At 70.3% G+C, this 26,090-nt stretch carries 25 protein-coding genes; 10 read left to right on the top strand and 15 right to left on the bottom strand.

What is annotated here, in order from left to right; genetic code table 11:
* Window positions 1–33: 33 nt before the first annotated feature.
* Complete coding sequence (locus JKJ07_RS08200) at window positions 34–1,815, top strand: serine/threonine-protein kinase (RefSeq protein WP_307834164.1); 1,782 nt, start codon at window positions 34–36, stop codon at window positions 1,813–1,815.
* Between the two features lie 65 nt (window positions 1,816–1,880).
* Here the strand turns inward: JKJ07_RS08200 and JKJ07_RS08205 are convergent, their stop codons facing one another.
* Complete coding sequence (locus JKJ07_RS08205) at window positions 1,881–2,048, bottom strand: hypothetical protein (protein ID WP_202990616.1); 168 nt, start codon at window positions 2,046–2,048, stop codon at window positions 1,881–1,883.
* Between JKJ07_RS08205 and JKJ07_RS08210 the strand changes: the two genes are divergently transcribed.
* Together JKJ07_RS08210 and tuf are read left to right on the top strand one after the other, a co-directional pair.
* Window positions 2,041–2,424 (top strand): SDR family NAD(P)-dependent oxidoreductase, encoded by a 384-nt coding sequence (locus JKJ07_RS08210; protein ID WP_202990617.1) that lies wholly within the window; start codon window positions 2,041–2,043, stop codon window positions 2,422–2,424. The two genes, JKJ07_RS08205 and JKJ07_RS08210, sit on opposite strands and share 8 nt — an antisense overlap.
* Window positions 2,425–2,688: 264 nt before the next feature.
* Window positions 2,689–3,879: an elongation factor Tu gene (tuf, locus tag JKJ07_RS08215; RefSeq protein WP_202990618.1), complete on the top strand. Its 1,191-nt coding sequence runs from the start codon at window positions 2,689–2,691 to the stop codon at window positions 3,877–3,879.
* A 39-nt stretch (window positions 3,880–3,918) separates the two neighbouring features.
* Here the strand turns inward: tuf and JKJ07_RS08220 are convergent, their stop codons facing one another.
* On the bottom strand, window positions 3,919–5,049 hold the full coding sequence (locus JKJ07_RS08220) for an MFS transporter (RefSeq protein WP_202990619.1): 1,131 nt from the start codon (window positions 5,047–5,049) through the stop codon (window positions 3,919–3,921).
* Between the two features lie 91 nt (window positions 5,050–5,140).
* Between JKJ07_RS08220 and JKJ07_RS08225 the strand changes: the two genes are divergently transcribed.
* Complete coding sequence (locus tag JKJ07_RS08225; RefSeq protein ID WP_236028645.1) at window positions 5,141–5,752, top strand: HAD family hydrolase; 612 nt, start codon at window positions 5,141–5,143, stop codon at window positions 5,750–5,752.
* On the opposite strand, the gene JKJ07_RS08230 is transcribed toward JKJ07_RS08225, so the two are convergent.
* From JKJ07_RS08230 to JKJ07_RS08240, 3 genes are all read right to left on the bottom strand, one after another.
* Window positions 5,739–7,994 (bottom strand): carbohydrate-binding protein, encoded by a 2,256-nt coding sequence (locus tag JKJ07_RS08230; protein ID WP_307834165.1) that lies wholly within the window; start codon window positions 7,992–7,994, stop codon window positions 5,739–5,741. The genes JKJ07_RS08225 and JKJ07_RS08230 overlap by 14 nt on opposite strands.
* Before the next feature lie 457 nt (window positions 7,995–8,451).
* Window positions 8,452–8,682 carry a TM2 domain-containing protein gene (locus JKJ07_RS08235; protein WP_184956090.1) on the bottom strand — a complete coding sequence of 77 codons (231 nt, stop codon included), beginning with the start codon at window positions 8,680–8,682 and terminating at the stop codon, window positions 8,452–8,454.
* Window positions 8,683–8,803: 121 nt separating this feature from the next.
* A complete protein-coding gene (locus JKJ07_RS08240) occupies window positions 8,804–9,799 on the bottom strand; it encodes a hypothetical protein (RefSeq protein ID WP_202990621.1) in 996 nt (331 codons plus the stop codon).
* 456 nt (window positions 9,800–10,255) lie between these two features.
* On the opposite strand from JKJ07_RS08240, the gene JKJ07_RS08245 reads away from it, so the two are divergent.
* Entirely contained in the window at window positions 10,256–11,884 is a 1,629-nt protein-coding gene (locus tag JKJ07_RS08245) for a cellulase family glycosylhydrolase (RefSeq protein ID WP_202990622.1), read from the top strand.
* A gap of 700 nt (window positions 11,885–12,584) precedes the next feature.
* Entirely contained in the window at window positions 12,585–12,890 is a 306-nt protein-coding gene (locus tag JKJ07_RS08250; protein ID WP_202990623.1) for a MerR family transcriptional regulator, read from the top strand.
* A gap of 77 nt (window positions 12,891–12,967) precedes the next feature.
* Here the strand turns inward: JKJ07_RS08250 and JKJ07_RS08255 are convergent, their stop codons facing one another.
* The 3 genes from JKJ07_RS08255 to JKJ07_RS49705 form a co-directional block, all read right to left on the bottom strand.
* On the bottom strand, window positions 12,968–13,258 hold the full coding sequence (locus JKJ07_RS08255; RefSeq protein ID WP_202990624.1) for a PLD nuclease N-terminal domain-containing protein: 291 nt from the start codon (window positions 13,256–13,258) through the stop codon (window positions 12,968–12,970).
* A 227-nt stretch (window positions 13,259–13,485) separates the two neighbouring features.
* Window positions 13,486–14,088 carry an SGNH/GDSL hydrolase family protein gene (locus JKJ07_RS08260; protein ID WP_307834166.1) on the bottom strand — a complete coding sequence of 201 codons (603 nt, stop codon included), beginning with the start codon at window positions 14,086–14,088 and terminating at the stop codon, window positions 13,486–13,488.
* Window positions 13,977–14,258, bottom strand: a complete 282-nt coding sequence (locus JKJ07_RS49705) for an SGNH/GDSL hydrolase family protein (RefSeq protein WP_236028472.1) — start codon at window positions 14,256–14,258, stop codon at window positions 13,977–13,979. The genes JKJ07_RS08260 and JKJ07_RS49705 overlap by 112 nt, the downstream gene beginning before the upstream one ends.
* Before the next feature lie 219 nt (window positions 14,259–14,477).
* Here JKJ07_RS49705 and JKJ07_RS08265 point away from each other — a divergent pair, with 219 nt between their 5' ends.
* Complete coding sequence (locus JKJ07_RS08265; protein ID WP_202990625.1) at window positions 14,478–14,861, top strand: hypothetical protein; 384 nt, start codon at window positions 14,478–14,480, stop codon at window positions 14,859–14,861.
* An 84-nt stretch (window positions 14,862–14,945) separates the two neighbouring features.
* On the opposite strand, the gene JKJ07_RS08270 is transcribed toward JKJ07_RS08265, so the two are convergent.
* The 5 genes from JKJ07_RS08270 to JKJ07_RS08290 are packed head-to-tail and all read right to left on the bottom strand — an operon-like array spanning window position 14,946 to window position 20,178.
* Window positions 14,946–16,862, bottom strand: a complete 1,917-nt coding sequence (locus tag JKJ07_RS08270) for a UvrD-helicase domain-containing protein (RefSeq protein WP_202990626.1) — start codon at window positions 16,860–16,862, stop codon at window positions 14,946–14,948.
* 2 nt (window positions 16,863–16,864) lie between these two features.
* Window positions 16,865–17,134 carry a DUF6510 family protein gene (locus tag JKJ07_RS08275; protein WP_202990627.1) on the bottom strand — a complete coding sequence of 90 codons (270 nt, stop codon included), beginning with the start codon at window positions 17,132–17,134 and terminating at the stop codon, window positions 16,865–16,867.
* Window positions 17,134–17,889 (bottom strand): ferredoxin reductase, encoded by a 756-nt coding sequence (locus tag JKJ07_RS08280; RefSeq protein WP_202990628.1) that lies wholly within the window; start codon window positions 17,887–17,889, stop codon window positions 17,134–17,136. The genes JKJ07_RS08275 and JKJ07_RS08280 overlap by 1 nt, the downstream gene beginning before the upstream one ends.
* Window positions 17,859–18,458 carry a sulfite oxidase-like oxidoreductase gene (locus JKJ07_RS08285; protein ID WP_202990629.1) on the bottom strand — a complete coding sequence of 200 codons (600 nt, stop codon included), beginning with the start codon at window positions 18,456–18,458 and terminating at the stop codon, window positions 17,859–17,861. Before JKJ07_RS08285 ends, JKJ07_RS08280 begins: the two co-directional genes overlap by 31 nt.
* Window positions 18,459–18,501: 43 nt before the next feature.
* Complete coding sequence (locus JKJ07_RS08290) at window positions 18,502–20,178, bottom strand: S8 family serine peptidase (RefSeq protein WP_236028473.1); 1,677 nt, start codon at window positions 20,176–20,178, stop codon at window positions 18,502–18,504.
* A gap of 125 nt (window positions 20,179–20,303) precedes the next feature.
* Here JKJ07_RS08290 and JKJ07_RS08295 point away from each other — a divergent pair, with 125 nt between their 5' ends.
* On the top strand, window positions 20,304–21,029 hold the full coding sequence (locus JKJ07_RS08295) for a hypothetical protein (RefSeq protein WP_202990631.1): 726 nt from the start codon (window positions 20,304–20,306) through the stop codon (window positions 21,027–21,029).
* Here JKJ07_RS08295 and JKJ07_RS08300 read toward each other — a convergent pair.
* Window positions 21,026–23,002, bottom strand: coding sequence for a S8 family peptidase (locus tag JKJ07_RS08300; RefSeq protein WP_202990632.1), 1,977 nt, complete (start codon window positions 23,000–23,002; stop codon window positions 21,026–21,028). The genes JKJ07_RS08295 and JKJ07_RS08300 overlap by 4 nt on opposite strands.
* A 185-nt stretch (window positions 23,003–23,187) precedes the next feature.
* On the opposite strand from JKJ07_RS08300, the gene JKJ07_RS08305 reads away from it, so the two are divergent.
* Window positions 23,188–23,919, top strand: a complete 732-nt coding sequence (locus tag JKJ07_RS08305) for a hypothetical protein (protein WP_202990633.1) — start codon at window positions 23,188–23,190, stop codon at window positions 23,917–23,919.
* Window positions 23,920–24,022: 103 nt separating this feature from the next.
* On the top strand, window positions 24,023–24,709 hold the full coding sequence (locus tag JKJ07_RS08310) for a hypothetical protein (RefSeq protein ID WP_202990634.1): 687 nt from the start codon (window positions 24,023–24,025) through the stop codon (window positions 24,707–24,709).
* A gap of 43 nt (window positions 24,710–24,752) precedes the next feature.
* On the opposite strand, the gene JKJ07_RS08315 is transcribed toward JKJ07_RS08310, so the two are convergent.
* The gene (locus JKJ07_RS08315; RefSeq protein ID WP_202990635.1) at window positions 24,753–26,009 is read right to left on the bottom strand and encodes an IPT/TIG domain-containing protein; all 1,257 of its coding nucleotides are present in this window, start codon (window positions 26,007–26,009) and stop codon (window positions 24,753–24,755) included.
* Window positions 26,010–26,090: the final 81 nt, after the last annotated feature.

Genomic DNA, 26,090 nt, shown 5'->3' on the forward strand with positions numbered 1-26,090 from the left:
CCGGGGCACTGTCCGCTTCGGAAGGACCTTCGAGTGACCCAGGATCGCACGTCGGATCGGTCGAGCGCCGGAGTACGCGCCGACACGTACGGCACGTCGACCATGGACCTGAGCGGGCGGTGCGTCGGCAGCTCGTACATGCTCCAGCGCCCGATCGGGCAGGGCGCCACCGGCACGGTGTGGGAGGCGCTGGACCAGGCCTCCGGCGTACGGGTGGCCGTGAAGCTGCTGCACGAGAGCCTGCTGCGGCAGCCCAAGCTGGTCACCCGGTTCGTGCAGGAGCGCACGATCCTGCGCATGCTGCGGCACCGCAACGTGGTGCGGGTGCGCGACCTGTTCAGCGTGGGCGAGACCCTCGGTCTGGTGATGGATCTGGTCAGCGGGGGGAGCCTGCGCGACCTGCTGCGCGAGCAGCACACCGTGCCCGCGGGCGAGGCGGCCCGGCTCACCGCCCAGGTCGCGTCGGCGCTGGCCGAGGCGCACGACCTGGGCGTGGTGCACCGCGACCTCAAGCCGGACAACATCTTGCTGGCCGTCGAGAACGGCCGTCTCGACACCCGGCTGACCGACTTCGGCGTCGCCCGCATCCTCAACACGCCCAGCATGACCACGCCCAACGCGGTCTTCGGCACCCCGCACTACATGTCGCCCGAGGCCTTCCACGGCGCCATGGCCAGCCCCGCCACCGACGTCTACGCGCTCGGCGTGCTCCTCTACGAGCTGATCAACGGCCACCCGCCGTACCTGAGCGACTCGATCCCCGACCTGATGCGCCGCCACCTCGAGGGCAACCCCGTACGCCGCCCCGGCATCCCCGGCCCGATCTGGGACGTGATCATGGCGTGCATGGAGCAGAAGCCCCGGCTCCGCCCCACGGCCGCCGAGCTGGTGGCCGACCTATCCGACGCCGCCCGCCGTTTTGCCGACATCCCGGCCCTGCCCCGGCCGTCGGCGGAGTCGCTGCTCGACCAGCCGTCCCGCCGCCCCGAGCCGATCCTGCAGCCCGCGATCGAGCCCGTACGCTCGGAGCCGTTGCTGCCCCCGCCGCCCGTCTCGATCGTGCCCGCCCCGCGCCGCCCGGCCCCGTCCCGCCGCAACGCCGTGCCGAGCTGGCGCTGGGCCCGCCCCGGGTCCCTGATCGCCGCGGCGATGGTGGCCTCCGCCGTCGCCACCACGGCCTGGCACATGGGCCGGGCCCGGGAGGCGCCCTTCGAGCTCGCCGTCCCCGCCGTGGTCATCGCCTCCGCCTCACCCGCCCCCGCATCCTCGTCCTCGTCCCGCCCCGCGGCGACCAAGCGCCGGGCTGCCGCCGGTCCCGCGCGCAGCGTGGCCCGCAAGACCCGCCCGGCCCCGCCGCCGGTGACCACTCCCGCCGTACGGAAGAGGCCTGTCGCCCCGACCCCGGTGAAGCGCACGCCGACCCGGTCACCGCACCTTGAGGCCAAGCCGTACGGCCCGTGGGAATGCAGCACGGGCTGGGCAGTCGACATGAGGACGAGGGACGGGCTGATCGCCAAACCCTGCCGCATGACCGGCCGTGACATCCGCTACCAGGCCTCCCTGACCGGTCGTGCCGGCGGACGGGGCCGCATCACGGTCGCCCTGCGCGAGAACGGCACCGGCCGCACCGTCGGCGGCACCAAGACCTGCGACAACCTGGACTTCAACGGCGACCGCATCGCCACCCGCAGCTGCGGCCCGACCGCCGCCAGACCCACCCGCGGACGCACGTACGCCGTGGTCGTCTCGTACAGCTACATCCGCGAGGGCCGCACCCTGGCCGGCGAATCCCGCGGCGAATCCTTCACCTGGTAGCCGTCGGGCGCGCAGGCCGTCCAGCAGGCGGCCCCCGGCGGTGCGGGCTGCGGCCGGTCCGACGCTCAGCTCGTCGTGGCGGCGAGCCGGGCGGCCTCGGCCTCAACGTCCGACTGCCAGGGCGTGTGTGGTTTGTGCAGGCGCAGCGAGACGAGGCCGTGCAGGCCGGCCCATAGCCGTTCGGCCTCGCGGGCGCCGCCCAGCAGGTCCGCGGGTGACGGGGCCGTGGTCAACGTAGCCAGCTTCGTCGGCTACCAGCCCGGCCCCGGCATGGCGGTGTACGCGGCCACCAAGGCGTACGTCCTGAATTTCACCGAAGCCCTCGCCCACGAGCTGCGGGACCGGCCGGTGAAGGTGCTCACGCTGTCGCCCGCATCCACCCGTACGGAGTTCTACACCGTCTCCGGCACCAGCGAGCGGAACGCCCGTTTCGAGACCCCGCGGCAGGTGGTGGCCACCGCGTTGCGCGCTCTCGACGCCACCCGGACCCCGGCCCGCGTCGTCTCCGGCCGTACGAATCGCCTGGCCCTGGCCCTGCTGCGCCGGCTCCCGCGCCCGGTGATGCTGTCGGTCATGGCCGGCGCCAACCAGCGCGCCGGGCACGCCTGAGGCCGCGGAAATACATTCGCGGGGTTCGGCGTTCTGGCCTACCGTGATCCACATGTTCGCACTCGGTCTGCAGCTGCCCCTCGCGGCGGCTCCCGTGTGCGTTCTTCCGCTCAGCGGCGCCGATACGCGAATCTGACCCTTCCCCACCAGCAGCAGAACCGTAGGGGAAGGGTGGTCCGATCCTGCGCGGTTCTGGCGCGTCCCTGCTTGGCAACAGGCGCGCAACCCACATTGCCCTTACATCCAGTGAGGACTGAGAAAACCATGGCCAAGAGCCAGTTCGTTCGTACGAAGCCGCACGTCAACATCGGGACGATGGGGCACGTCGACCACGGGAAGACGACCCTGACCGCCGCCATCACGAAGGTTCTCGCCGACCGCGACCCGGCCTCCAACCGGTACGTGGCGTTCGAGGGCATCGACAAGGCCCCGGAGGAGGCGGCCCGCGGCATCACCATCACCATCGCGCACGTCGAGTACGAGACGCCCAACCGGCACTACGCGCACGTCGACATGCCGGGCCACGCCGACTACGTGAAGAACATGATCACGGGTGCGGCCCAGGTCGACGGGGCGATCCTCGTCGTCAGCGCGCAGGACGGCTCGATGCCGCAGACCCGCGAGCACGTGCTGCTGGCCCAGCGGGTCGGCGTGCCGCACCTGGTGGTGGCGCTCAACAAGAGCGACGCCGTCGACGACCCGGAGCTGCTCGACCTGGTCGAGCTCGAGGTCCGCGAGCTGCTGAGCGAGTACGGGTTCCCCGGTGACGAGGTTCCCGTCGTGCGGGTCAGCGCGCTCAAGGCCCTCGAGGGCGACCCGCGGTGGGTGAAGTCGATCGTCGACCTGCTCGACGCGGTCGACGAGTACGTGCCGATCCCGCCGCGCGAGCTGGGGGAGCCGTTCCTGATGCCGATCGAGAACGTGCTCACGATCAGCGGGCGCGGCACCGTGGTCACCGGCAAGATCGACCGCGGCACGTTGCGCGTCGGCGACCCGGTCGAGGTCGTCGGGCTCGGGCCGACCATCGCCACGGTGGCGACCGGGCTCGAGACGTTCGGCAAGTCGCTCGAGACGGCCGAGGCCGGTGACAACGCGGCGATCCTGCTCCGCGGCATCAAGCGTGAGCAGGTGCAGCGCGGTCAGGTCGTGGCGATCCCGGGTTCGGTGACGCCGCACCAGAAGTTCGAGGCGCGGATGTACGCCCTGACGAAGGAGGAGGGTGGCCGGCACACACCGTTCGAGGCGAACTACCGGCCGCAGTTCTACTTCCACACCACCGACGTGTCCGGCGGCATGGACCTCGGCGACGTCGACCTGGTCATGCCGGGCGACACGCTCGACAAGGTCACGGTGACGCTCGGCAAGCCGGTCGCGCTCGAGGTGGGCGCCGGTTTCGCCGTACGCGAGGGGAACCGTACGGTCGCCGCGGGCACCGTCACGGCGCTGCTCGACTGAGGTGACTGAGGGGTGGTCGGCCGCACAGCCGGCCACCCCTCACTGCTTGGGCCGGGGAACGAGCACGACCAGCAGGAGCAGCGGGATGACCACGATCATGGTGGTGGCCAGCCCGATCCGGCCGGCGACCCAGCCGATCAGGGCCGGGCCGAGCAGAATCCCGGTGTACGTGAACGTGGTCAGCCGCGAGACCAGCGCGGCGGTCGAGGCGCCGGGCAGCCGGCCGACGGCGCTGAAGGTCAGCGGCACCAGCACCGAGGAGCCCAGCCCGGCCACGGCGAACCCGGCGACGGCCACACCCGGGTGCGGGATCAGGACGGCCACCGCGAACCCGGCGGCCGCGATCAGCGCGGCGGTCCGGAAAAGCCCCGGGCGGCCGCTGAGCCGATCCCCGGCCAGCCGCCCCAGGGCCTGCGCGCCGGTGTAGGCGGTGATCCCCACCGCGGCCAGGCTCAGCGAGGCGTTCCGTTCCTCGTACAGGAAAATGCCGCCCCAGCCGAGCGCCGCGCCCTCGCAGATCATCAGCGCCGTGGCGGTCAGGCCGAGCAGGATCAGGGGACGGCTCCAGCCCGCCCGCACCGAGACCGGGGCGTCCGGCTCCGTTTCGGCGCGCCCGTTGTCCGGCAGCCACCGGGCGGTCACGATGCCGGCGAACAGCAGTACGGCAGCGGCCGTACACAGGTGGACAGCCAGGGAGACGCCGAAGTGGGCCAGTGCGGCTGTGGACAACGACGCGATGACCGCACTGATGCTCCACGCGGCGTGGCAGCCGTTGAGGATCGGGCGGCCGGCCTCGCGTTCGACGGCCACCGCGCTCGCGTTCATCGCCGCGTCGGTGGCGCCGTGCACCCCGCCGAGCACTGCCGCGCCGGCCAGATACCACTGCGGGCCGGGGGCGACCGCCAGGCCGGCCAGCAGCAGGGGCATGACCGCGAGGGCGAGGCGGAGGATCGTACGGGTGCCGATCTTTGCCGCCAGGGGGCCGACGGCTTGCATGCAGGCGAGCGCGGACAGTGCGAACAGCAGCCCGGACAGGCCGAACAGGGCGTCGCTCATGTCGTGGGCGGCCTTGAACGACGGGGCGCGCACGATATATGTGGACAACGTCAGGCCGTTGAGGAAGAAAACGGCAGTGACGGCCCATCGGCGGTCGATTCGGGTGTCAATCACGCGGGCCTCCCGGTCCGAAGACGTAATACATGTCTCCGACGAACGGCGGGACCCCGATCCGGACCGGCGCGCGATCTAAAGTTGCCGCGTGATGCTGCCGCTGCCCGAGGGCGAGTTCGACGCGTACCTGTTCGACTGTGACGGCACGATCGCCGACTCGATGCCGATTCACTATCTGGCCTGGCAGCGGGCACTTTCGGAGTACGGCGCCAAATTCGGAGAAGAACTGTTCTACGCGTGGGGCGGCCGCACCCCGGCCTCGGTGATCGTCGACCTGAACGAGCAGCAGGGGCTGGCCATGCCGGTCGACCTCGTCAACGAGCGCCGCGAGCAGTTCTTCCAGGAGCTGCTGCCCGACGTGCAGGCGGTTCCCGAGGTTCTCGAGCACATTCTTTCCGCGTACGGGAAATTGCCGTTCGCCGTCGTGTCGGGCAGCAGCCGCGAATCGGTGACCGCCTCGCTGAATGCCCTGGGGCTCCTGGACCGGTTCGACGTCATGGTGTGCGCGGGGGATTACCTGAACGGCAAACCCGACCCGGAATGCTTCCTCGCGGCGGCTGCGTTGCTGGGGGTCGCGCCCGAGCGTTGCGTCGTGTTCGAGGACACCGATTTCGGGATGCGCGCGGCCGCGGCGGCGGGCATGGCGGCTGTGCGGGTGCCGCCGCCGTGGCAGCGGCACCCGTCCGAGGTCAGCTCAGCGTGATGTAGTCGAGGTTGAAGCCGCCGGTCTCGCAGAACACAGTGAGCAGCTGGTCCCCGGCCGTAAGGGTGACCGGCACGTGCACGGACTGGTAGGCGGCCCAGCCACCCGTGTCCGGCACCGGGACCGTGGCCAGCTTCGTGCCGGCGGCGTCGCGGAACGAGATCGCGTCGGCGGCCACCGCGCCCGTGCCGTTGGCGACGCGCAGTTCCAGGTCGTACGTTCCGGCCTGGGCGACGTCGACGCGGTAGCTCAGCCAGTTGCCCGGCGCGGTCCAGCCGATGTTCTTGCCCCCGCTGGCGCCCGCGTTGCTCTCGACGAAGTTGGCGCCGCCCTCGGTCCAGCCGTTCTGCGCGGCATACGACTCGGCTTCCACCCGTACGCCCACCGGGGCGCCCTTCGGCCTGACGGTGACCTCGACCGTGATCGTGTCGCGGGCCGCGCCGTCGGTGACGTGGAAGGTGAGGCGTTGGACGCCCGCGGTCGTCGGGTTGAGCGTGACCACACCTGTGGACGAGTCAACGTCCACACCTGTGGACAAGTCCGTTGCGTAGTAGGCCAGGCGGTCGCGGTCACGGTCGGTTGCCGTCAGGCGGAACTGGGTGGTCGCGTACTGGTCGACCGTCAGCGGCGGAACCTCGCGGAGCACTGGGGCGTGGTCCCGGCGGGGTGGGTCGGCCTTCCACTGGTAGGTGGCGTAGGCATTGGCCGGAACGGTGACCAGCTGAGTTTCGCCTCCCAGGACAATTCGGACATTCTTAGCGGCTGCCTCGGAGTTGGCCAGGATCGCGGTGAACCGGTCGCCGTCGCGGTAGACGACGTTGCTCACCCCGCCGGCCGGGGCGCTCGACTCGACGCGCACGTCACGCGGGGTCAGATAGCGCGCGAACTGGCCGAGCGGGTAGAGCTCATCCCGTACGGAGAAGGTCTTGGTCTCGGTGTTGACCTTGACGAGGCGATCGGGCCACTTGGTCGTGCGGCCGACCTCCTCCCAGTCGACGTTGTTGTCGCGCTTGTCGGTCCAGTGCAGGGTGCCGCCGGTCTGGTCGGTGGCCTGCGCCCACAGGATGTAACTGCTCGCGTCCAACCGGAAGTAGTTGAGCACCGTGGCCGGGTTGAGGTCGCTCGTCTCGGTCATGTGGACGGGCTTGCCGAACTGTTGATAAGCGTCGCGCATGACGGCCGGGTCACCCCAGTACGGGTGGAACGCGATCGCGTCGGCCGCCCGGCGCGTGGCCGGGTCGTTGAAGATCCGGTAGTAGTTCTTGGTGGCCGTGCTGTTCGGGTCGCGCCAGTCCCAGAAGTTGAAGTCGTGCACGTAGAGCTGGGTGTTCAGCCTGTTCCGGGCGAACTCCCGCTTGATCGCGACGCTGAGCTTCTGCTGCTGCTCGACGCTGATGTCCATGGCCGGGTAGACGACGTCCATGCCCGGCTCGTTGAGCATCGTGATCGCGTCAATGTTGATTCCATGTTGACGCATTGACTGGATGTACTTGACGTAGTACCTCGCGAACACGTCGATGCAGTCGTCCCGCAGCTTGCCGACCTGATAGTGCTCGGTCGTGCTGCCCGGCTTGAGCGCCACCTCGCCGGTGAACCGGTTGTTGGTCTTCATCCAGGCCGGCGCGCTCCAGGCCGAGGCGAAGAACGTGGCCTTGGGGTTGTACTTCTGGATCAACTTGATCGTGTCGACCATGTGCAGATCAATGTCGCGCTGGATCGAGAAGTACTTCAGCTCGAAGTCCTCGGTCACCCCGGCCGGCAGTTCGTCGTACGACCAGAAGGGCAGATGCTCGATCAGGTCGGGGCTGCCGATGGTGAGCCGGAACCGATCGAACCCGGCCCCGGTCTTGGGATCGACGAGCAGCTTGACGGCCTTCTCACGCTCGGCCGGCGTCAGTTTCCACAGGTTGGAGACGCTGGTCTCGTCGATCGAGAAGCCGATGCCGCTGTAGTGCTGCCGCTCCTGCGACGGGTCGATCACCACCGTGGTGTCGGCGCGCGCACCCGGCGGGGTGGTGGGCAGCGGGGCCCAGGCGTTGGCCGCACCCGTCGAATACGAGCCGGTTACCCGGGGTTTCGCCACACCTGTCGAATGCGAGCCGGTCACCCGGGGTTTCGCCGCACCGGTCGAATGCGAGCTGTTCACCCGGGGTTTCGCCGCACCGGCGGTCGCGGGCGCCGCGGCCAGGAACGTTATCGCCGTCGACGCCAGGGCCAGCGTCGCGGTCAAGGGTCGCTTCACCAGATCTCTCCCACGGATAGATCGATCGCTATCTGTTCGGAGAGTTTATTGACGTCTTTAATCAACCCGCAACAGCCAGGAAACGCCTCGGACGGAAGCCGGTCGCTCACGACGGGCGAGCCGGCTCGTGTGGCTCGGGGCGAGCCGGGCTGGCTTTTATCGGCCCAGGGCAGGGTGTCCAGGGCTGAGCCGGGCTGGCTTATCGGCCCGGGGCGGGGTGTCCGGGGCTGAGTCGGGCTGGCTTATCGGCCCGGGGCAGGGTGTCCGGGGCCGAGCCGGGCTGGCGTACCGGCTTGGGACGGGGGTGTCCGGGGCTGAGCGGACCAGGCTCGTGTGATCCGGGGCCGAGCCTGGCTTGGCGGCTCGGGACGGGGTGTCCGCGGTTTGCTGATGACGAAGTCGCGCCCGGGGTCGCTGTGTGGCGAGCGAACCCGGGCGCGGTGGAGCGGCGCTGTGATCAGCGGGCGAGGGCGAGGCCCTGCTTGTCGGAGAACTTGCCGATGATGATCATGATGAAGTCGATCAGGGCCCAGACGCCGAAGCCGCCCAGGGTCACCAGCATGAGCAGGCCGGTGCCGATCTTGCCGACGTAGAAGCGGTGGGCGCCGATCACGCCGAGGAAGAAGCTGAGCAGAAGCGCGACGACCCAGGACTTCTGGCCGGTCGCAGCGGTGGTCGTGGCAGTCATGTCTATGTCCGTTCTGGAGTGTCAGTACGAAAAAGCTGCCGCACCATAGCGAACGTCGATATGACCACACAACACAGACGGGATACGAACTTCGGCTCGTCTCGTCGCGCTCCGGCGATTGCTACAGCCCGAGGAACTGGCTGATTTGCGGTCCCCAGGTCGACCACACTTCCGCCAGGCCGCCGGCCGTCGCGGCCGAGCCGGCGAAACCGGCGACCAAGGCTCGCAAGGCGCCACGACTCATTCGCCGGTCGGTGGGCGCATTCGCCTGGGCGGCGATCTCCTCCAGCGTTTCGAGCAGTTCCGTCCGGGCGGTCTCGTCGATCTCGGCGTCGGCCAGAATCGCCTTGCGCATGCCCTTCAAGGCTGACGAGACCTCTTGGTGGCCGGCCGTCGCCAGCTGCCCGACGTTGATGTTGATGTTGTTCAAGCTGTTCTCGACGCGTTCCGTGACGACGATATTGCCATGGCCGTTGACGACGATTCCCGCCTGCGGTTTCATGTCCCACTCCACTGCTGCCGTGATCATTCCGAGAGTCATCAATCTGGCGCACTCCATCGCCCAGGCCCCGGCCACGGGAGTGAGGACTCCATTGAGGACCGGCGAGCCGAGCGCCCCGGCATTCCTCATCGTGGCGGGAATCGCGGTGGCCGCGGAGACGACCCGCTGGGCGAAGACCTCCAGCGTCGAACTCAGCCGCCGGCCGCTTGCCTCGACGCGGGTGTTGACGAGCTCGGTCAAGCGGGAGACGTCCAACGACTGGTCGGGTTCGAGCAGGCGTTCGCTCGACCGCCAGAAGCGGTACATGAGGTAGCCGCGCTCCCAGGCCAGCTTCAGCAGGAAAGCAAGACACTCGAAGAGCGTGTGGCCGGACAGCGTGTCGTTCCCGTACAGCCGGAGGCCCGGGGTGAGACGGTGATCCCGCAGGAATTCCTCCGCGAAGAAGTAAGCATTCGCGTCGATGACGGTCCACATTTTCGTCGGCAGAAGGCTGAGCATCGCCTCGAAGCCCGCCAATTTATCGCCCAGGTGGTCGAGGCTGATCTCGAAATTCGCCAGAAACGATATGACGGCTCGGTCGGCGTCGTGCCGAAGGCCGTCCGGTGCGAATCTCAACGAATTCAATGTCGGCACCTCGTCCGGTCGATCGGTCCATAACCGTACACCGGATGCACCAATGTGGATGTCACTCGCATTCGTATTCAGTTACTTCCCGGAAATTGCGCTCCTTGTTCGGCGACGTCCTGACCTGACCCGCGCCGAGCGCTGGTATCGGCCGGCCGCCGATCCGCGCGATGGGCAATGTCGGTGATCTGCCGAGCACGCGTAGGCCGAGGAGTGGTTCCTGCGGGCGGGCCCGCACCGGCGACCCGCCCAGCTTTGGCGCGGCAGGCGGCCGCGGCCCGGCACTGGTTGAGGTCGCGATTATTTCGGGAACGTGACAAGACATCGATGACTTGCGATGATGGGAGCGCTCCCAATCCCCCCTGGGGCCGGTGGTGCGCGGTGATGACGGTGATTCGCGCCCGAGCCTGGCCGGCCGTAGTGCTTGCGATCGATGAGAGGGAAACTGTGACATCGAGATGGAGAAAGGCCGGGCTGGCGGTCCTCGCCGCCACCGTGACCTTCGCCGGGACGTACGGGGTGACGAGGTCCGCCTCGGCCGACGTCGTGGCCGAGTTGAACGCCTCGCAGCTGGTGGCCGACATGGGCGCCGGCTGGAACCTAGGCAACGCGCTGGAGGCCAGCAACAACGGCATCCCCAGCGAGACGGCCTGGGGCAACCCGGTCGTGACGCAGGCCCTGATCGACCGGGTGCGGGCCTCGGGCTTCAAGACGATCCGGATCCCGGTCTCGTATCTGGGGAACATCGGGGCCGGCCCGAACTACACGGTGAACGCCGCCTGGCTCAACCGGATCAAGGAGGTCGTGGACTACGCCCACGGCCGGGGCCTGTACGTGCTGATCAACATGCACGGGGACGGCTACAAGACGGTCACCGGGTCGTGGCTCATCTGCGACGCGGCCGACCAGACCACGATCAAGGACAAGTATCAGAAGGTCTGGCAGCAGGTCGCGACCAAGTTCCAGGGCTACAACGACCACCTGATCTTCGAGTCCATGAACGAGAACTTCGACGGCCAGTACGGCAACCCGACCCAGCCGTGCTACTCGAACATCAACGCGTACAACCAGATCTTTGTGGACACCGTACGGCGGACCGGTGGGACCAACGCGTCGCGCTGGCTGCTGACGCCGGGCTGGAACACGAACATCGACCACACCGTGGGCAGCGGCTTCGTGCTCCCGACCGACCAGTACCGGTCGTCGACCATCCCCGCCAACGAGCAGCGGATCATGATCTCCGTCCACTACTACGACCCTTGGGACTTCGCGGGCCAGGAGGACGGCACGATCACGCAGTGGGGCGCGGGGGCGACCAACCCGGCCAAGAAGTCGACGTGGGGTCAGGAAGACTTCATGGACGGCCAGCTGAAGAAGATGTACGACAAGTTCGTCACGCGCGGCTATCCGGTGTTCGTCGGCGAGTACGGCTCGATCGACAAGACGACGTACGACTCCACGAACAACCGCTACCGTGCGGACTACGCGCGCACCCTGGTGGCCACGGCCAAGAAGTACGGCGCGGCCACCGCCTACTGGGACAACGGCTGGAACGGGCAGCACGGGTTCGGGCTGTTCAATCGCAGCTCCGCCACGGTGACTCAGCAGGGCATCATCGACGCCATCATGGGCGCCGTCGGCGGCACCTCGCCCACCACGCCGCCCGTGACCACGCCCCCGGCTACGACGCCGCCCGCGACCACCCCGCCGGCCACCACGCCTCCGGCTACCACGCCGCCCGCCACTACGCCGCCCGCTGGTAACGGTGCCTGCCGGGTCAGCAGCACGGTCAACGCGTGGAACTCCGGCCTGACCAACTCCATCACCGTCACGAACACGGGCACCACCGCCGTCAACGGCTGGTCGCTGGTCTTCACCCTGGCTGCCGGGCAGAGCATCGTCGGCGGGTGGAACGCGAATTACGCGCCGGCCAGCGGCACGGTGACCGCGTCCAACGTCAGCTACAACGGGACCCTCGCGCCTGGCGCCTCGACCGGCATCGGCTATCAGGCCAACCACACCGGCAACGCCGCGGCCCCCACCGGTTTCCGGCTCAACGGCGTCGCCTGCAGCTGACCGCGTAGCCGCGTCGTCACGGACCGTACCTCGTCGCCTCGCCGAGAAAATCTGGTCGCTGGAGACTAGACTTTCTCGGTGGGGCTGGGTAACGTTGCCTCCGTTGACGCAGATATCGGGATAAAACGCCGATGAAGCAGGCCGAGCGTCAAGCAGGGCCCGGATCACTTCGTGGCTCGCTCGGCCCTCGCGGTGGAAAGGCATCACCGCGTCAAGAAGTTCGCGCAAGGCAAGACCTTGACGAAGTTCCAGGTCAAGGCAAGGCAGGACAAGACCTTGACGTTTTTCCAGGTCAGGGCATGCACGGCAAGACCTTGGCGTAAGTCCAGGCCAGGGCAACCGCAGGCAGGGCCGATGCAGGTTCGGGGCTCCGCCTGAAGCAAGTAGGTGCGGGGGCCATGAAGTCGCGTGGGCTCCGGCACCGCCCGCAAGAGTGCAGAGAAGTAGAGGAAAGGGAGGGCTGGACACCGTTGGATCGCCCGCCGCCAGGACGTAGTCCGAGTTACGCGGTGGACACCGTAGTCCCATCGAATGAGAGGTGGTCTCCGGTCACGCTTACGCGATCCTCGCACCCCATATCGCCCAGAGCGATGCGGTGCGGAAAAGAGAACCCGGCGAACCTGCCGGTAGATGGTGAATTCAACCTGTAATCCCGGGCCCCGGCGCTACCCGCGCCGGGGCCCTCGTCATGAGGACATGAATGGCCCGATCCGAAGACATGCTTGACGACGACGATTACCCCGCCTACACGATGGGCCGCGCCGCGGAGATCGTGGGCGCCTCGCAGGACTTCCTGCGTCGGCTCGACGAGGCGAAGCTGTTCACCCCGTTCCGCTCGGCCGGTGGGCACCGCCGCTACTCCCGCTATCAGCTGCGGCTCGCCGTGCGGGCCCGCGAAATGGTCGACCAGGGCACCGCCCTCGAATCCGCTTGCCGCATCATCATCCTCGAGGACCAGCTCGAAGAGGCCCTCCGCATCAACCGCGACCTCCAGGCCGGCCAGTAGCCGCCCGACCCCGCACCTCACGGTCCTTCTCCATTGGAGAGGGGCCGTTTCGCATTCCCGAGCGGGGTCGGGGAGAGTCAGAGGTCGGAGTCGCGCTCGCGGATTGCGGTGGTCAGCGACTTGAGGAACTCGGGGTTGTCGTCGGGGGCCACGAAGACCGGGCGCGAGCGCAGCGGTACGGCGACGACCGGCCGCCCCTTGACGAACCAGGCGATCGCCCCGATCGGTGAGATCAGCAGGATCGCGAACATCCACGCGGCCCACGGGGCGGTGCGGATGGCGCTCTCGTCGGCGCGGAGGCAGTCGACCAGGGCGATGAGCACCAGCGCGACGTCGAGCATCAACAGCAGAGCGATTACCTGAGCCATGGCACAAACGATCCCGGCGGAAGGCGTGATCCGGGGGTCCCGGACGGGTGCCGTTCAGGAAGGAGACGCCCAGATGGAAGGAGGCGCCCGGATGGAAGGGGGCCCGGATGGGAGGACGCACCGGGCGCCCGGATGGGAGGACGCACCGGGCGGACGCAGGCCCGGGCGGACGGAGGCGCCTGGGCGAGTGCTGCGAAGGGAAGCGGCACCCGCCCGGGCGGCCAGAACTACAGCGCGCTTACCAGGGCCGGCAGGTAGCCGTTGGTGTAGCCGCTGAGGTTGGGGTGGAAGGAGTTCTGCGGGGGCGTCACGGTGAGGCCGTGCAGGTAGGGGCTCGGCGAGCAGATGCCGTGGCCGGCGAACTCGTCGCGCACGTCGGAGAAGGTGAAGCCGGCCGCCCCGGCCCGGGCTGCGATCACCTCGTTGAGCACCTGGGCGCCCTCGTTGAGCGAGCGCCGCTTGGGCAGGCTCATGCCGGCGATCCCGCACGACGCCGACGAGGTGTCGAACAGTGTGGGATAGCCGAGGACGATCACCCGCGCGTCGGGGGCCTTGCGCTTGATGGCCGCGTACGTCGCGTCGAGCTTGGCCGGGAGTGTGGACGTGATGTCCGTACGGGCGGAATTGACCTTGGCCGCGCAGGCCGCGTCGGTGCCGACTTGGCAGCCCAGCACGGTCGAGGCGAAGCCCGCGTCGTTGCCGCCGATCGTGATGCTGATCAGGTCGGCCGTTCTGCTGAGAAACGCACCTGCAGATTCCGTACGTCGGAGGTCTCGGCCCCGCCGCAGCTGAGGTCGGTGTACGACTTGGGCTTGGTGCGCGCCGCCCACTGGCCCGGGTAGCCCTGGGCGCTGCGGAAGCACAGGATGCTCTGGCCGGGCGCGCCGACTCCCGAGGAGTAGGAGTCGCCGAGCGCGACGTAATCGATCGACGAGGCCGCGGTGGCGGGGGCGGCGAGTGTGAACGTCAACAGGGTGGTGGTGACCAGACTGGCGAACATGGGGTGGCCTCCGGTCCGGGTGGGAAAGGAAGCCGGAGCGCTCCGGTTACCGAACAGTAATTCAGGTCGCGAACTAAAGACAGACGGTGACTTTGCCGTTACAGAGTAGTAACGTGCATCGATGTGACCTGCGTCGATGGCACGCTGTGACAGAAGACTCACACGAGGGCCACAGCCGATCTTCAGGCTGTCCTCAGGCCGCGCGACTACGTTCCTCACATGGAAGAAGAACGGGCACGGCGGATAGTCGACACGCTGCGAGCGCGCAACGTCTTCGCCCATGTGAAGCTGCCGCAGGCCGGCATCACGCAGTACGGCATCCGCGTCACGCTGACCGACGGCCGCGAGGCGATCTGGGACAACGACGGCACGGCCGGTCTCGAGGCCCAGATCATGCGGAACGGCATCCTCGTCGGCTTCGTCCCCTCGATCCCCGAGTCGGAGAATTTCGGCGACGGCCAGATCGTCGAGGCGATCGCCACCGCCGATTACGACCGCCCGGTCGGCCGGTCCAGCCCCTCCTCGTCACCGCGGCCCGCGCCCAACCGGGCCCCGGCCCCCGTGTCGCTGGCTCAGCGGCTCAGGAGCGGCTTCCGAAACTAAGCAGTCCGGGCGGCTCAAAAGCGGTTTCCGCAATGAGAAGAGCTGGCCCGCAATGAGAAAGAGCTGGTCCGGAGTCAGAAAGAGCTAGTCCGGGCTGATCATGTCGATCAGGCGGTCCAGTGCCACCGGCCACAGCTCCGGCGTCAGATTCGCCAGCAGCGTCTCGGCCAGCGCGTGGGCCACCATGTCGACCTGTGCTTGCACCGCGGGATCAAGGGGCACGACGGGCGCCGGCGGTTCGGGGGAAGGGGGTTCCTCCACCGCCGGCGCCACGACGGCGACCGGCGGCCCGGCGACGGCACCCAGCGGCCCGGCGACGGCACCCGGCTGCGCCACGACGGTCCCCGGCGGCCGGGCGACGGCACCCGGCTGCGTCACGACGGCATCCTGCGCCGCGACGACGGCGACCTGCGCCGCGACCACGGCGACCGGCGCCGCGACGGCAACGGGCGGCGCGGCGGCCGGCGGCTCGAAGAAGGGCAGATCCTCCGGCGCCCCCACCAGGTGCAGATGCCCGGTGGCCCGGGTCAGCGCCGTGTAGAGCAGCCGATGCCCGCGCGGATCGTCGTCGACGATGAACCCCGGCTCGACCACGATCGCCGCGTCGAACTCGAGCCCCTTCGCCTCGTGCGGCCCCAGCAGCGTGATCGCCGGGCCGCGCTCGTCGCCGGGAGCCGCCCGCCACGGCAGCTCTTCCGCCCGCAGCAGCGTCTCCACCTCGTCACGGCAGCGGGCGGGGCAGATGATCGCGACCGAGCGCCCGTCGGCGGCGTGGTCGGCCGCCGCCGCCACCGCGACCGTCGCGCGGCCCTCCGGGTCCACCGGCGCGATCACCGGGTCGGCCGGCCCCTCCCGTACGGTGGTGGGTGGTTGCACGCTCGGCGCCGCGGTCGGCAGCAGCTCGGCCGCCAGCTCGAAGATCTGCCGGGGCACGCGATAGCCGAAGCGCAGCTCGCGATGCACGTGCGGCATCGCCGAGGGCAGGTGCGCGAGCACGTCGTGCCAGTCGTCGCGGGCCCACGGGCCGGTCGACTGGGCCATGTCGCCGACCACGGTCAGCGAGCCGTTGGCCGAGCGGCGCGAGACCGCCCGCAGCTGCATGGGTGAGAGGTCCTGCGCCTCGTCCACCACCACATGGGCGTACGCCGGCGGCTCCTGACCCGACAAATGCTCGGCCTCGTCGAGCAGCGGCAGGTCGGCCTCGCTGAACGGCGGCTCCTCGCCGTCCACCCGATACAGCGCGTTGATCTCGCGGTCGGTGAACTCGCCGCCCGCCGCCGCCGTCAGCAGCGCCCGCGAGCCGAACAGCTCGGCCAGGAACGTCGCCGCGTCGAACTCGGGCCACAGCCGGTCGGCCAGCATGTCGGCCGCCTCGAGGATCAGCTTCGGGTCCTGCGTGCCCGACACCAGCGCGGCCCGCAGCAGCCGCCGCCGGTCACCCGCGGTCGCCTCGCTCGCCTTGGCCATGACGATCACGCGCTGGATCGCCGCCGGGTCGAGGGTCACGACCTTTCCCCGTACGGCGATCAGGGCCGGCACCTTGGCCCGCTGCTCCCGGTGCTTCTCGAGCGCGCGGCCGAGCAGACCCGCCATCCGGGCCTCGCCCTTGAGCCGGGTCACGTGCGGCGCCTCGGGACGGCCGGTGGACGCCTTGGGCAGCAGCGCGTCGATCGAGCAGTGGGCGACTCCCGCGCAGCCCCACCCGTCGAGCAGCCCGCGGGTGCGCTGGGCGAACGCCGGCGACGGCCCGACCACCAGCACCTCGGGCGCGGTCAGGCCCAGGTCGGCCGGGCCGAGCAGCCAGGCCACCCGGCGCAGGGCGGTGTCGGTCTTGCCGGTGCCGGGACCGCCCTGGATGATCAGCACGCTCTCGGGCGCGGTGCGGACGAGCTCGTCCTGGTCGGCGCGGATGGTCGCGACGAAATCCGGGCCGGCCTCGGCGACGGCACCGGCCATCTCGACCAGCAAGGGGTCGTCCGGAGGACCCTCTCCGGCGGTCAACGTCAGCTGCCTTCGAGCGGCACTTCGAGCCGTACGCTGCCGCGCAGGTCGAGGAAGACCCGGTCCGGCGCGCGTACGACGGTGATCACGACGTCCTCGCAGTTCGGGCAGCGCGCCACCAGGCCCGGCGACTGGTGCCAGAGCAGCAGCGTGCCGACGGCGTCGGTGTGGGTGCAGCCCGCGCACAGGTAACGGGCCGCGGTCACGTCCACGGCGAAGATCTCGCGCAGGTCGCCGGCCATCGCGTTGCCGTCGAGCGGTGTCCCGTCCATCACGACGTACCCCCGAAGCGTTCGGTGCGGATCCGGCGCGGGTCGTGACCGAGCGCCACCAGGATGTCGGCGGCGGTCTCGACGAACGTGGTGGGACCGCAGACGTAGCAGTCCGGCTCGAAGTCCGGCGGCCAACCGTACGTGTTCAGCGCGGCCACGTCGATCCTCTTCGGGGGCGAGGGCCAGCCGTCCGGCGTCTTGCGCGTGTAGACGAAGTGAACGTCCAGCCCGGCGTCATCCCGTACGCGGCGGCGCAGCTCGTCGGCGTAGAGCACGTCCTCCGGCGTACGGACCGAATAGATGAGCCGGAACGGGTGCTTGCCGCCCGCCGTGGCCCGGGCGCGCACCATCGCCATCAGGGGCACCACGCCCGAGCCGCCGCCGATCAGCAGCACCGGCGCCGGCTGCTTGTCGCGCCAGACGAACCAGCCGCCGACCGGGCCGCGCAGCTCGATCTGCTCGCCCGGCTCGACCACGTCGGTCAGGTAGGGTGACACCTCGCCGTCGTCGAGCCGCTGGATCGTCAGCTCGACCTTGCCCTCGGGATGCGGCCAGGCCGAGGCGATCGAGTAGCTGCGCTGCGCGCGATACCCGTCCTCGGCGGTCAGCCGCACGTCGATGTGCTGGCCGGGCAGGTGACCCGGCCAGTCCGGCACGTCGAGCACGAGCGTGCGTGCCGTCGACGTCTCCCACCGGGCCTCGGCCAGCGTCGCCGCCCGCCAGGTCAGTCGCCCTGATACCGCTGCTCGTGCCATGGGTCTCCGTACATGTGGTAGCCCGCGGCCTCCCAGAAGCCGGGCTCGTCCTCGGGCATCAGCTGCAGGCCGTTGACCCACTTCGCCGATTTCCAGAAATAGAGGTGCGGAACGACCAGCCGGGCCGGGCCACCGTGCTCGGGCTGGAGATCCTCACCATCGAACTTGTACGCCACCCACGCCTTGCCGTCGAGCAGATCTTCCATCGGTACGTTGGTGGTGTACCCGCCGAAGCTGTGCACCATGGTGTAGTCGGCGGCCGACTCGACGTTCTCGAGCAGCGTGTCGAGCGAGACCCCGCGCCAGGTCGTGCCGAGCTTCGACCACTTGGTCACGCAGTGGATGTCGACCGTGACGTCCTCGGCCGGCAGCGCCTGGAACTCCGCCCAGTTCCAGCTCGTCTTCTCGCCGGTCTCCGTGGTGATGGTGAAGCGCCAGCGATCGAGCGGGATGCGCGGGGTCGGCCCGGCCGACAGCACCGGGAAGTCGTGGGTCAGGTATTGACCGGGCGGCAGGCCCGGCACCGACTCGCGGCGCCGGCCTCCGAATCCTCTGGAGATGATGCCCATGGTTGATGAGTAAACCGCATGATCATTTCCGGGGACAGCGCTCTCAGAGTCCGATCACGTCGCTTGTGGTTCCGGACACGACGACCCGGTGGTCCATACCGGGCACAAGCCCGTCGAAACGCGCCACCTTGGTCGCGGGATAGGTCAGGATCGTTGTCCACTGGCCGCCCTCCCAGCGCTGGATCTGGACGGGCACACCCTCGACGCCGATGACAAAAACGGACAGGCGGCCGGGGCCGGGACGGACCAGACGGATGGTCGGGGCGGCCGGGGTGGACGGCGTCGCGGTCGGGGTGGTTGATGCGGCCGGGCCGGGAGTGGCCGGAGCCGTCGTCTCCGCCGGCCGGCTGGGCTCGGAGGACGGCGTGCTGCTGGGCTCGGAGGACGGCGTGGTGGTGGGCTCGGAGGACGGCGTGGTGGTGGGCTCGGAGGACGGCGTGGTGGTGGGCTCGGAGGACGGCGTGGTGGTGGGCTCGGAGGACGGCGTGGTGGTGGGCTCGGACGACGGCGTGCTGGTGGGCTCGGAGGTGGGCGTGCTCGGGGTCGTGGCGGGCAGGGTGGCCAGCGCGGCGGCGGCGTCGATGCGGCCCGTGCCGAAGTCGGCGTCGCGGCCCGACGGGCCCAGGTCGATCGCCGAACTGGTGATGATCTGCTCCACCTGGTCCGGCGTGAGGCCGCGGTCGGCCCCCTTGAGCAGGGCGGCCAGGGCGGCGACGTGCGGCGCGGCCATCGACGTGCCGTTCATCCGGCCGTAGCGGTTGCCCGGGTAGGTGCTGGTGATGTCGCTGCCGGGGGCGGCCACGTCGACGTAGTCGCCCCGGTTGGAGTAGCCGGCCACGGCGTCGGCGGAGTCGGTGGCGGCGACCGCGATCACGCCCGGGTCGGCGGCCGGGTAGGCGGTGGGGCTGCCGGTGCGGCGCGCGTTGCCGGCCGCGGCGACGACCACGACACCCTTGCCGCGGGCGTACGCGACGGCATTGGTCACCGCGCCGACCTGCGACGTGGCGCTGACGGACAGGTTGATGACGTCGGCGCCGTGGTCGGCCGCGTACGCGATGCCGTTCGCGACGTCCGACATGTAGCCGTTGCCGTTCGCGTCGAGCACCCGTACGGGCAGGATCTTGGCGTCCGGGGCCATCCCGGCGATGCCCTCGCCGTTGCCGGTCAGCGCGGCGATCGTGCCGGCGACGTGGGTGCCGTGCCCGTACGGGTCGGTGGCGGTGCCCTCGGTGCCGGCGAGGAAGTCGGCGCCCGGCAGCACGTGCCCGGCCAGGTCGGGGTGCGCCGCGTCCACGCCGCTGTCGATCACGGCCACGGTCACGCCGGCCCCGGTCGAGTGCGGCCACGCGCCGTCGGCCCGCACCCGGGCGAGATCCCACTGCACGGGCAGCAACGGGTCGGTGGCGGCCGCTCGCACGGGGACGTCGGCCTCGACGCTCACTGCCCCGGGCGCGCGCTGCCCCTCGGCGATCAGGGCCGAGGCGGCGTCGTGGCTGGTGGCGGTGCGGACCGACACGACGGGGCGGCCGTCGCGGTCGATCGAGGTGCGCACCACCCGTACGGGCTGGGTCCGGGAAACGACGGCCGGGAGCAGGCGCTCGGGCTGGACGTGCAGACCGTAAGTGATCGGCTGCCACGCCGGCTCGTGCTCGGGCAGCGTGAGCGCGACCCCGCCCGCCACCGCACCGAACACCAAAAGACCCGCACCGAGCTTCTTCAACCCTGACCCGCCTTCCGATCGTCTTCGATCAGGCATTTCGGGCCGTACGGGTGCCGCGCCGGGAAGCAACGCGGTGCAGCTCGGTATCGGGGGTTTTCGGGAGGTTTGTCCGCCTAGGTGGCAGCATGGAGCCCGACCTGCCGGACAACCACGGGAACCTGCGCGCGATGACTGTGCACGACGAGAACGGCGTCTACCGCTCGGGGACGCGGGAGCGGCGCATCCAGCGGCGCAAGCAACTCGGGGTGGCGCTGGCCGGGCTGGCCGTGTTCGCGGCGGCCGGGCTGTTCGTCGTGCAGGGCATCCAGCTCGCCCAGAACACGGTCGCCCTGGAACCGCCCGTCGTGGTGACCCCGTCGCGCTCGCCCTCGCCTTCGCCGTCAGCCTCGCCCACACCCTCCCGGTCGGCGGCCCGCGCGGGCTCGACCGGCCCCGGCAAACCGAACCGGTCGGGCGCCCGGCAGGAGACGAGCCCGACGCCCACGCCGACGCCCTCGCTGCCGTCGGTCATGCCGTCGGTCTCCGGGATGGCCGCCGTGGGTCTGGTCAACCGCCACGACGAGGACGCGCCGGGCGGGACCATCCGGGTGACGTCGGCCGGCTTCGACCTCACCGGCCAGCCGGAACTGGCGCTCGTGGGTGACGCGGGCTGGGTGGCGGGGCGGGCCCGGTGCACCAAGACCGTACGCAACGATCCGGGTGCCCGGCCTCGAGTGGTGCCGTCGACGCTGGTCTGCTGGCGGGTGTCGCCGGAGCGCAGCGTCGTGACGGTGGCCGTCGCCTCGCGGGGACGGCCACCGTCACGGGAGAGCCTGGCTGTGCTCGAACGGGAGTGGGCCCGGCTCGGTTAGGCGATCTTGACGGACGCGGTGGTCAGGCCGGTCACGGCGGTCGTGGCCGGGAAGACGACCCGGACCGTCGCGCCGGACGGCAGCCCGGTCACGGTGGTCACGCCCTGAGTCGCGGTGAAGCTCTTCACGGCGACCCACTTGTTCTTCTCGTACCGCTGGACCTGGGCCTTCTGGCCGGCCGGACCGTTGACCTTGACCGACAGCTTGCGCGCGCCGGGGCTCGACACGGCGGCCGACGAGCGGACCGTGAACGAGGTGGCGGCCGAGGTCGCCGCGTTGGACGAGTCGGTGGCCAGGGCCGTCAGGCGGACCTGGAAGTGGGCGGTGGCCTTGATGGTGACGGTGAGCTTGCCGTTGGCGTCGGTGGTGAAGCGGGTCCAGCTGACGGCCGACGAGCCGGTGGCGTTGACGCCGACCTGCACCGGCTTGCCGGCCCAGGCGACGTTGCCCGCGGTCACCGTGTACGTGACCGTGGCCGCGCTGCCGTAGACGACCGACGTCGACGGGGTCGTGGCCTGGACAACCGGGGTGACCTTGGCCGCCGGCGTGGTCTTCGTCGGAGCCGGGGTGGGGCTGGTCGTGGTCTTGGTGGGCGTGGGCGTCGGGCTCGTCGTCGTCTTGCTGGGCGTCGGGGTCGGCGTCGCCGTGGTCGGGGCGGTCGTCGGGGCCGTGGTGGTCGGAGCTGTGGTGGCGGGCGCGGTGGTGGCGGGCGCGGTCGTGACGGGCGCGGTGGTGGCCGGGCTCGTGGTGGTGGGCGTGACGGCAGCCAGCGCGGCGGCGGCGTCGATCCGGCCGTAGCCGAAGTCGTTGTCGCGGCCCTTCGTGCCCAGGTCGACGGCCGAGGTCTCGAGCGCGCTCTGCACCTGGTCGGGGGTGAGCGCGGGCTGGTACGCCTTGAGCAGCGCGGCCACGGCGGCCACGTGCGGCGACGCCATCGAGGTGCCGTTCATGCTCGCGTAGCCGGTCTTGCTGCCCAGCGCGGTCGGGTAGGTGCTGAGGATGTTCGAGCCCGGGGCGGCCACGTCGACGTAGCTGCCCGCGTTCGAGTAGGAGGCGACCTTGTCGGCCGAGTCGGTCGCGGCCACGCCGATGACACCGGCGTCGGCGGCGGGGTAGCTGGTCGGGCTGCCCTGGGCCCGCTCGTTGCCGGCGGCCGCCACGACCACGACACCCTTGCTGCGGGCGTACGTGATGGCGTTGCTGACCGCCGTGACCTTCTCGGACGACCCCAGCGACATGTTGATCACGGTGGCGCCGTGGTCGGCGGCCCAGATGATGCCCTCGGCGGTGTCCGACATGTAGCCGGAGCCGTTGGCCTTCAGTACCCGTACGGGCATGATCTTGGTGTTGGGCGCGATGGCGCTGACCCCGACGCCGTTGCCCGTGACGGCGGCGATGGTCCCCGCCACGTGCGTGCCGTGCCCGTTGGGGTCGGTGGCGCCTCCGCTGGTGTTGGCCACGGCGTCGTACCCGGCGACCAGGTTGGCCGCCAGATCCGGGTGCGCGCCGTCCACGCCGGTGTCCAGCACGGCCACGACGACACCGGCGCCGGTCGACTTCTGCCACGCGTTGGCGACGGAGATCTTGCTGAAGTCCCACTGCTGGCTGCGGTACGTGTCGGTGCCGCTCGGCACCTCGGAAGCGGTGGCAATGGCGTCCAGCTCGACGCCGACGGCACCCTTGGCGCTCTGCCCGGCCTTGACGGCCTGCTCGGCGCCCGGCTTGCTGGTGGCGGTGGTGACCTTGACGACCGGCTTGCCGTCGGCGCCGACGGTCGTGGTGACCACGCGCACCGGCTGCTGCTCGGAAACGGTCGCGGGCAGCAGCGTGTCGGGCGCCGCGCTCAGGTTGTACGAGGCCGGCTGCCATTCGGTGGCGGCGGTCGTCGTGGCGGGCAGGGCGATGGCGGCGACGCCGGCGACAGCGCCGACGGCCAGCGCGCCAACCGAGTAACGGCGCAGGTGCTTCCTCATGGTCGTCCTCCCCTAGGTCAGTCGGGGAGACGAATCGGCCGGGCTCCGGCATCCACCAGACTTTTCCCCGGTGCAGATCCGTTGCCGTGCGGCCCGGATGATCGACCTCGGCGTTTTAGACCTATTTGTCCGGCAGGGTGGGACCATGGGGACTGGCCCGACCGTCGACAACGAGGGATTCTGAGATGAGCCAGCACGACGACGAAGGAGCCGGCTTCTTCCGCCGGAACCGGGGTCTGACGATCGCCGGCATCGCAGGCCTGGCCGTGCTCTCCGCCGGGGGCGCCTACCTCGTGAACCAGGGGCAGGCCGGCACACCGGGCGACGTGGCCGCGGTCGCGCCCGTCACCACGGTCGCCGCCACCACGGCGCCACCCTCCGCTCCGGAGTCGCCCTCGGTGTCGGCCACTCCTTCGAGCCCGGCCCCGGCGACTACCTCGAGCTCGGCGCGGGCCACCGCCACGGCGACCGCGTCGCCCTCGGCCACCAAGACGGACACGCGCGAGGGGGAGCAGCGGGTCAAGGCGGCCCGGGACGAGGCGGCCAAGGACGGCATCTCGTTGAAACGCCCCCTCACTGCCTCCGCCCAGCCCCGCGACACCAGCTCGCGGACCGAGGAGACCCGGACCCTGCCCAGCGGCGGGACCATGCGGGTCATCACCGGCAGGTACGACCTCAGCGGCGGGCGCGAGCTCGCGTGGGCCGGCGACAAGGGCCAGGAAGTCGACGGCGCCCACTGCACGCAGAATTTCACCTTCAGCGCCGGCAGCGCACCCGCGGTCCGGCCGACGATGCTGCTCTGCTGGCGCACCTCGGCGAAGCGCAGCGTTGTCGTGCTGACGGTGGAGAAGTCCGGCCCGCCGTCGATGGCGAAGAGCGCCGCCGTGATCGAGCAGAGCTGGCGCAAGCTCGGCTGACACCCTGTGTTTTCGCTGACGGATCGGCGGTTTTCGGCACCCCGCGCCCGAGCCGGGAGAACCCTGGTGACCGAGCCGGCCCTGACCTGCGAGGAGATGAACCATGTCCAGTGACCCGCGTCGGAACGTCCTGCGGGACAAGCGCGTCATGATCGGTGCCGCCGGTCTGGCCCTGGCCGCCTTGGCCGGAGTGGCGGTGGCGACCAATCAGCCCGACGATGCGGCGGAAAACACTGCAGCCCAAGCACCGCCACCCGCTACGACGCCCGCGGCCACCCAGTCCGGCCCCGTTGCCGGTCCTGTTGCCGGCCCCGTTACCGGTCCGGTGGCCGGCGTCGCGCCGACGAGCACGACGTCGGCGAAGCCCAAAACCGTGCTGGAGCGGGCGGCGGAGGCGCGGACGGCCAACGAGCGGATGGGCACCACGGTGCGCCGCCCGCTGCCGGTCGACGGGCGCGTCACCGACGCGCCGCAGGATCTGCGGGTGGTCAACATCGGGTCGCTGCGGGAGACGGGCAAGTCGCTGCGCGTCGTCACGGCCCGCGCCGACCTGACCGGCCGCCAGGAGCTGCGATTCGTGGCCGACGAGGGGAAGCCGGTCGGTAAGGCCCGCTGCTCGCAGAACGTGCAGACCAGCGAGGACGTCCCGGCCCGGATCCGCCCCACCCTGTTGTTCTGCTGGCGGACGAGCGCCACGAAGAGCGCCTTCACCGTCGCCGTCGTGCTCAAGGGGAAGCCGTCGGCCACCGAGAGCGTCGCGAAGCTGAACGAGGCCTACAACAAGCTGTGAGACAACGGCGGCCCGTCCGTGGGCCGCCGTTGCCCCGGGCCGGTCAGTACGGGCCGACCGTGAAGGTGGCGTCGCTGCTGATGATGGTCGCGTTGGCGTCCTGCGGCGTGGCGGTGGTCGAGCCGTCGGCCACGGCGGTCACGGTATAGGTGCCGTCGGGCACCGGGTTGCCGGAGAAGGCGCTCGTGACCGGGTCCAGGCTGCTCGTCAGGTCGAGCGTGCAGACGACCTCGTCGTTGTCGATCACGACGACGTGGAGGCACTCCTGCACGCCGCGGTTGCTGTCCGGCAGGTAGGCGTCGCGCACCAGGAAGATGTGCGCGGTGGCGTCGGTCGGCGCGGCGGCTCCGCTCTGGTCGAAGTTGAGCGCGCCGACACCGGCCGCCTGGAAGCCGAGGCTCACGGACGCGCCGCCGGGTGCCGTACGGGGTGTGACGACCGCGCCGTTGGTGAACGCGAAGTAGAGGGGCGCGTCGGCGGTCGAGCTGTCGTTGTCCTCCGGCTGCCCGTTGTTGTCCGGGTCCGTGCTGAGCACTGTGCCGCCCGGGGTGGTCACGGACAGCGTCAAGGTGTCGCCCGCCGTACGGGTCGGGGTGACCGCGGTGAAGCTGGTGCCCGTCGGCGAGACCTTGATCTCCTTGAGCGCGCTGCCGCCGACCGTCGCGGACGTGGTGCCGGAGACGAAGCCGGCGCCGTTCACCGTGATGGTCTTGCCGCCGAGCGCCGGACTGGCCGCGGGCACGATCGACGTGATCTTCGGGCGCGGGGCGAGCGTGTACGTGCCGTTGGCGATCAGCACGTTGGACACGGCGTCGTAGAGGCAGACACTCCACTTCGACGACGACTGGTTGGGCAGCAGGACCAGGCCGTCGGGGTTGACGGTGCTCGGCTGGTTGTTGCCGTCGACATCCGGATACGCGGCGGACGGCACCGTGAAGGCGAACCTGGTGCCGGACAGCCGATAGACGTCGTTCGGGTTGACGGTCAGCGCGCCGGCGGTGGTGGTGGTGCCGTTGGCGGCTATCTGAGTCACCGGCTTGGGGGCCGTCGCGCAGGTCGAGGCCCCGGTTCCGATGTATTGCAGCTGGACCACCGGGGTGGTGCCGGCGGCCAGGGGAGAGGGGTAGGCAGTGGTCGCGGCGATGGTGCCGGTGATCGCGTTGCCGCCGCCACTCGGGCCGCTGGGGGTGTTGAGGGTGATCGCGGGGGCGGCGTAGGCGGGTGCGGCGAGGACGGTCAGGGTGAGGGCGGTCGCCGCACCGGCCACTATGGCGGTGCGAGCGAGTCGGGGCGTGGGCATTCGGATCCTCCTGGAAAGGGCGATGGCCCGGAGTCGTCGACTCCGGGCCATCGCTTCGTCAGGTGATGCGATGGGTGCTGC

It is taken from the genome of Paractinoplanes lichenicola (assembly GCF_016785085.1).
In the GTDB taxonomy this organism is placed as follows: domain Bacteria; phylum Actinomycetota; class Actinomycetes; order Mycobacteriales; family Micromonosporaceae; genus Actinoplanes; species Actinoplanes lichenicola.

What these genes read in the sequence shown, in the direction of transcription:
- tuf (WP_202990618.1), top strand. Translation starts at nt 2,689, where the DNA reads ATGGCCAAGAGCCAGTTCGTTCGTACGAAGCCGCACGTCAACATCGGG.
- JKJ07_RS08225 (WP_236028645.1), top strand. Translation starts at nt 5,141, where the DNA reads ATGCTGCCGCTGCCCGAGGGCGAGTTCGACGCGTACCTGTTCGACTGT.
- JKJ07_RS08235 (WP_184956090.1), bottom strand. Translation starts at nt 8,682, where the DNA reads ATGACTGCCACGACCACCGCTGCGACCGGCCAGAAGTCCTGGGTCGTC.
- JKJ07_RS08250 (WP_202990623.1), top strand. Translation starts at nt 12,585, where the DNA reads ATGGCCCGATCCGAAGACATGCTTGACGACGACGATTACCCCGCCTAC.
- JKJ07_RS08255 (WP_202990624.1), bottom strand. Translation starts at nt 13,258, where the DNA reads ATGGCTCAGGTAATCGCTCTGCTGTTGATGCTCGACGTCGCGCTGGTG.
- JKJ07_RS49705 (WP_236028472.1), bottom strand. Translation starts at nt 14,258, where the DNA reads ATGTTCGCCAGTCTGGTCACCACCACCCTGTTGACGTTCACACTCGCC.
- JKJ07_RS08265 (WP_202990625.1), top strand. Translation starts at nt 14,478, where the DNA reads ATGGAAGAAGAACGGGCACGGCGGATAGTCGACACGCTGCGAGCGCGC.
- JKJ07_RS08275 (WP_202990627.1), bottom strand. Translation starts at nt 17,134, where the DNA reads ATGGACGGGACACCGCTCGACGGCAACGCGATGGCCGGCGACCTGCGC.
- JKJ07_RS08280 (WP_202990628.1), bottom strand. Translation starts at nt 17,889, where the DNA reads ATGGCACGAGCAGCGGTATCAGGGCGACTGACCTGGCGGGCGGCGACG.
- JKJ07_RS08285 (WP_202990629.1), bottom strand. Translation starts at nt 18,458, where the DNA reads ATGGGCATCATCTCCAGAGGATTCGGAGGCCGGCGCCGCGAGTCGGTG.
- JKJ07_RS08295 (WP_202990631.1), top strand. Translation starts at nt 20,304, where the DNA reads ATGGAGCCCGACCTGCCGGACAACCACGGGAACCTGCGCGCGATGACT.
- JKJ07_RS08300 (WP_202990632.1), bottom strand. Translation starts at nt 23,002, where the DNA reads ATGAGGAAGCACCTGCGCCGTTACTCGGTTGGCGCGCTGGCCGTCGGC.
- JKJ07_RS08305 (WP_202990633.1), top strand. Translation starts at nt 23,188, where the DNA reads ATGAGCCAGCACGACGACGAAGGAGCCGGCTTCTTCCGCCGGAACCGG.
- JKJ07_RS08310 (WP_202990634.1), top strand. Translation starts at nt 24,023, where the DNA reads ATGTCCAGTGACCCGCGTCGGAACGTCCTGCGGGACAAGCGCGTCATG.
- JKJ07_RS08315 (WP_202990635.1), bottom strand. Translation starts at nt 26,009, where the DNA reads ATGCCCACGCCCCGACTCGCTCGCACCGCCATAGTGGCCGGTGCGGCG.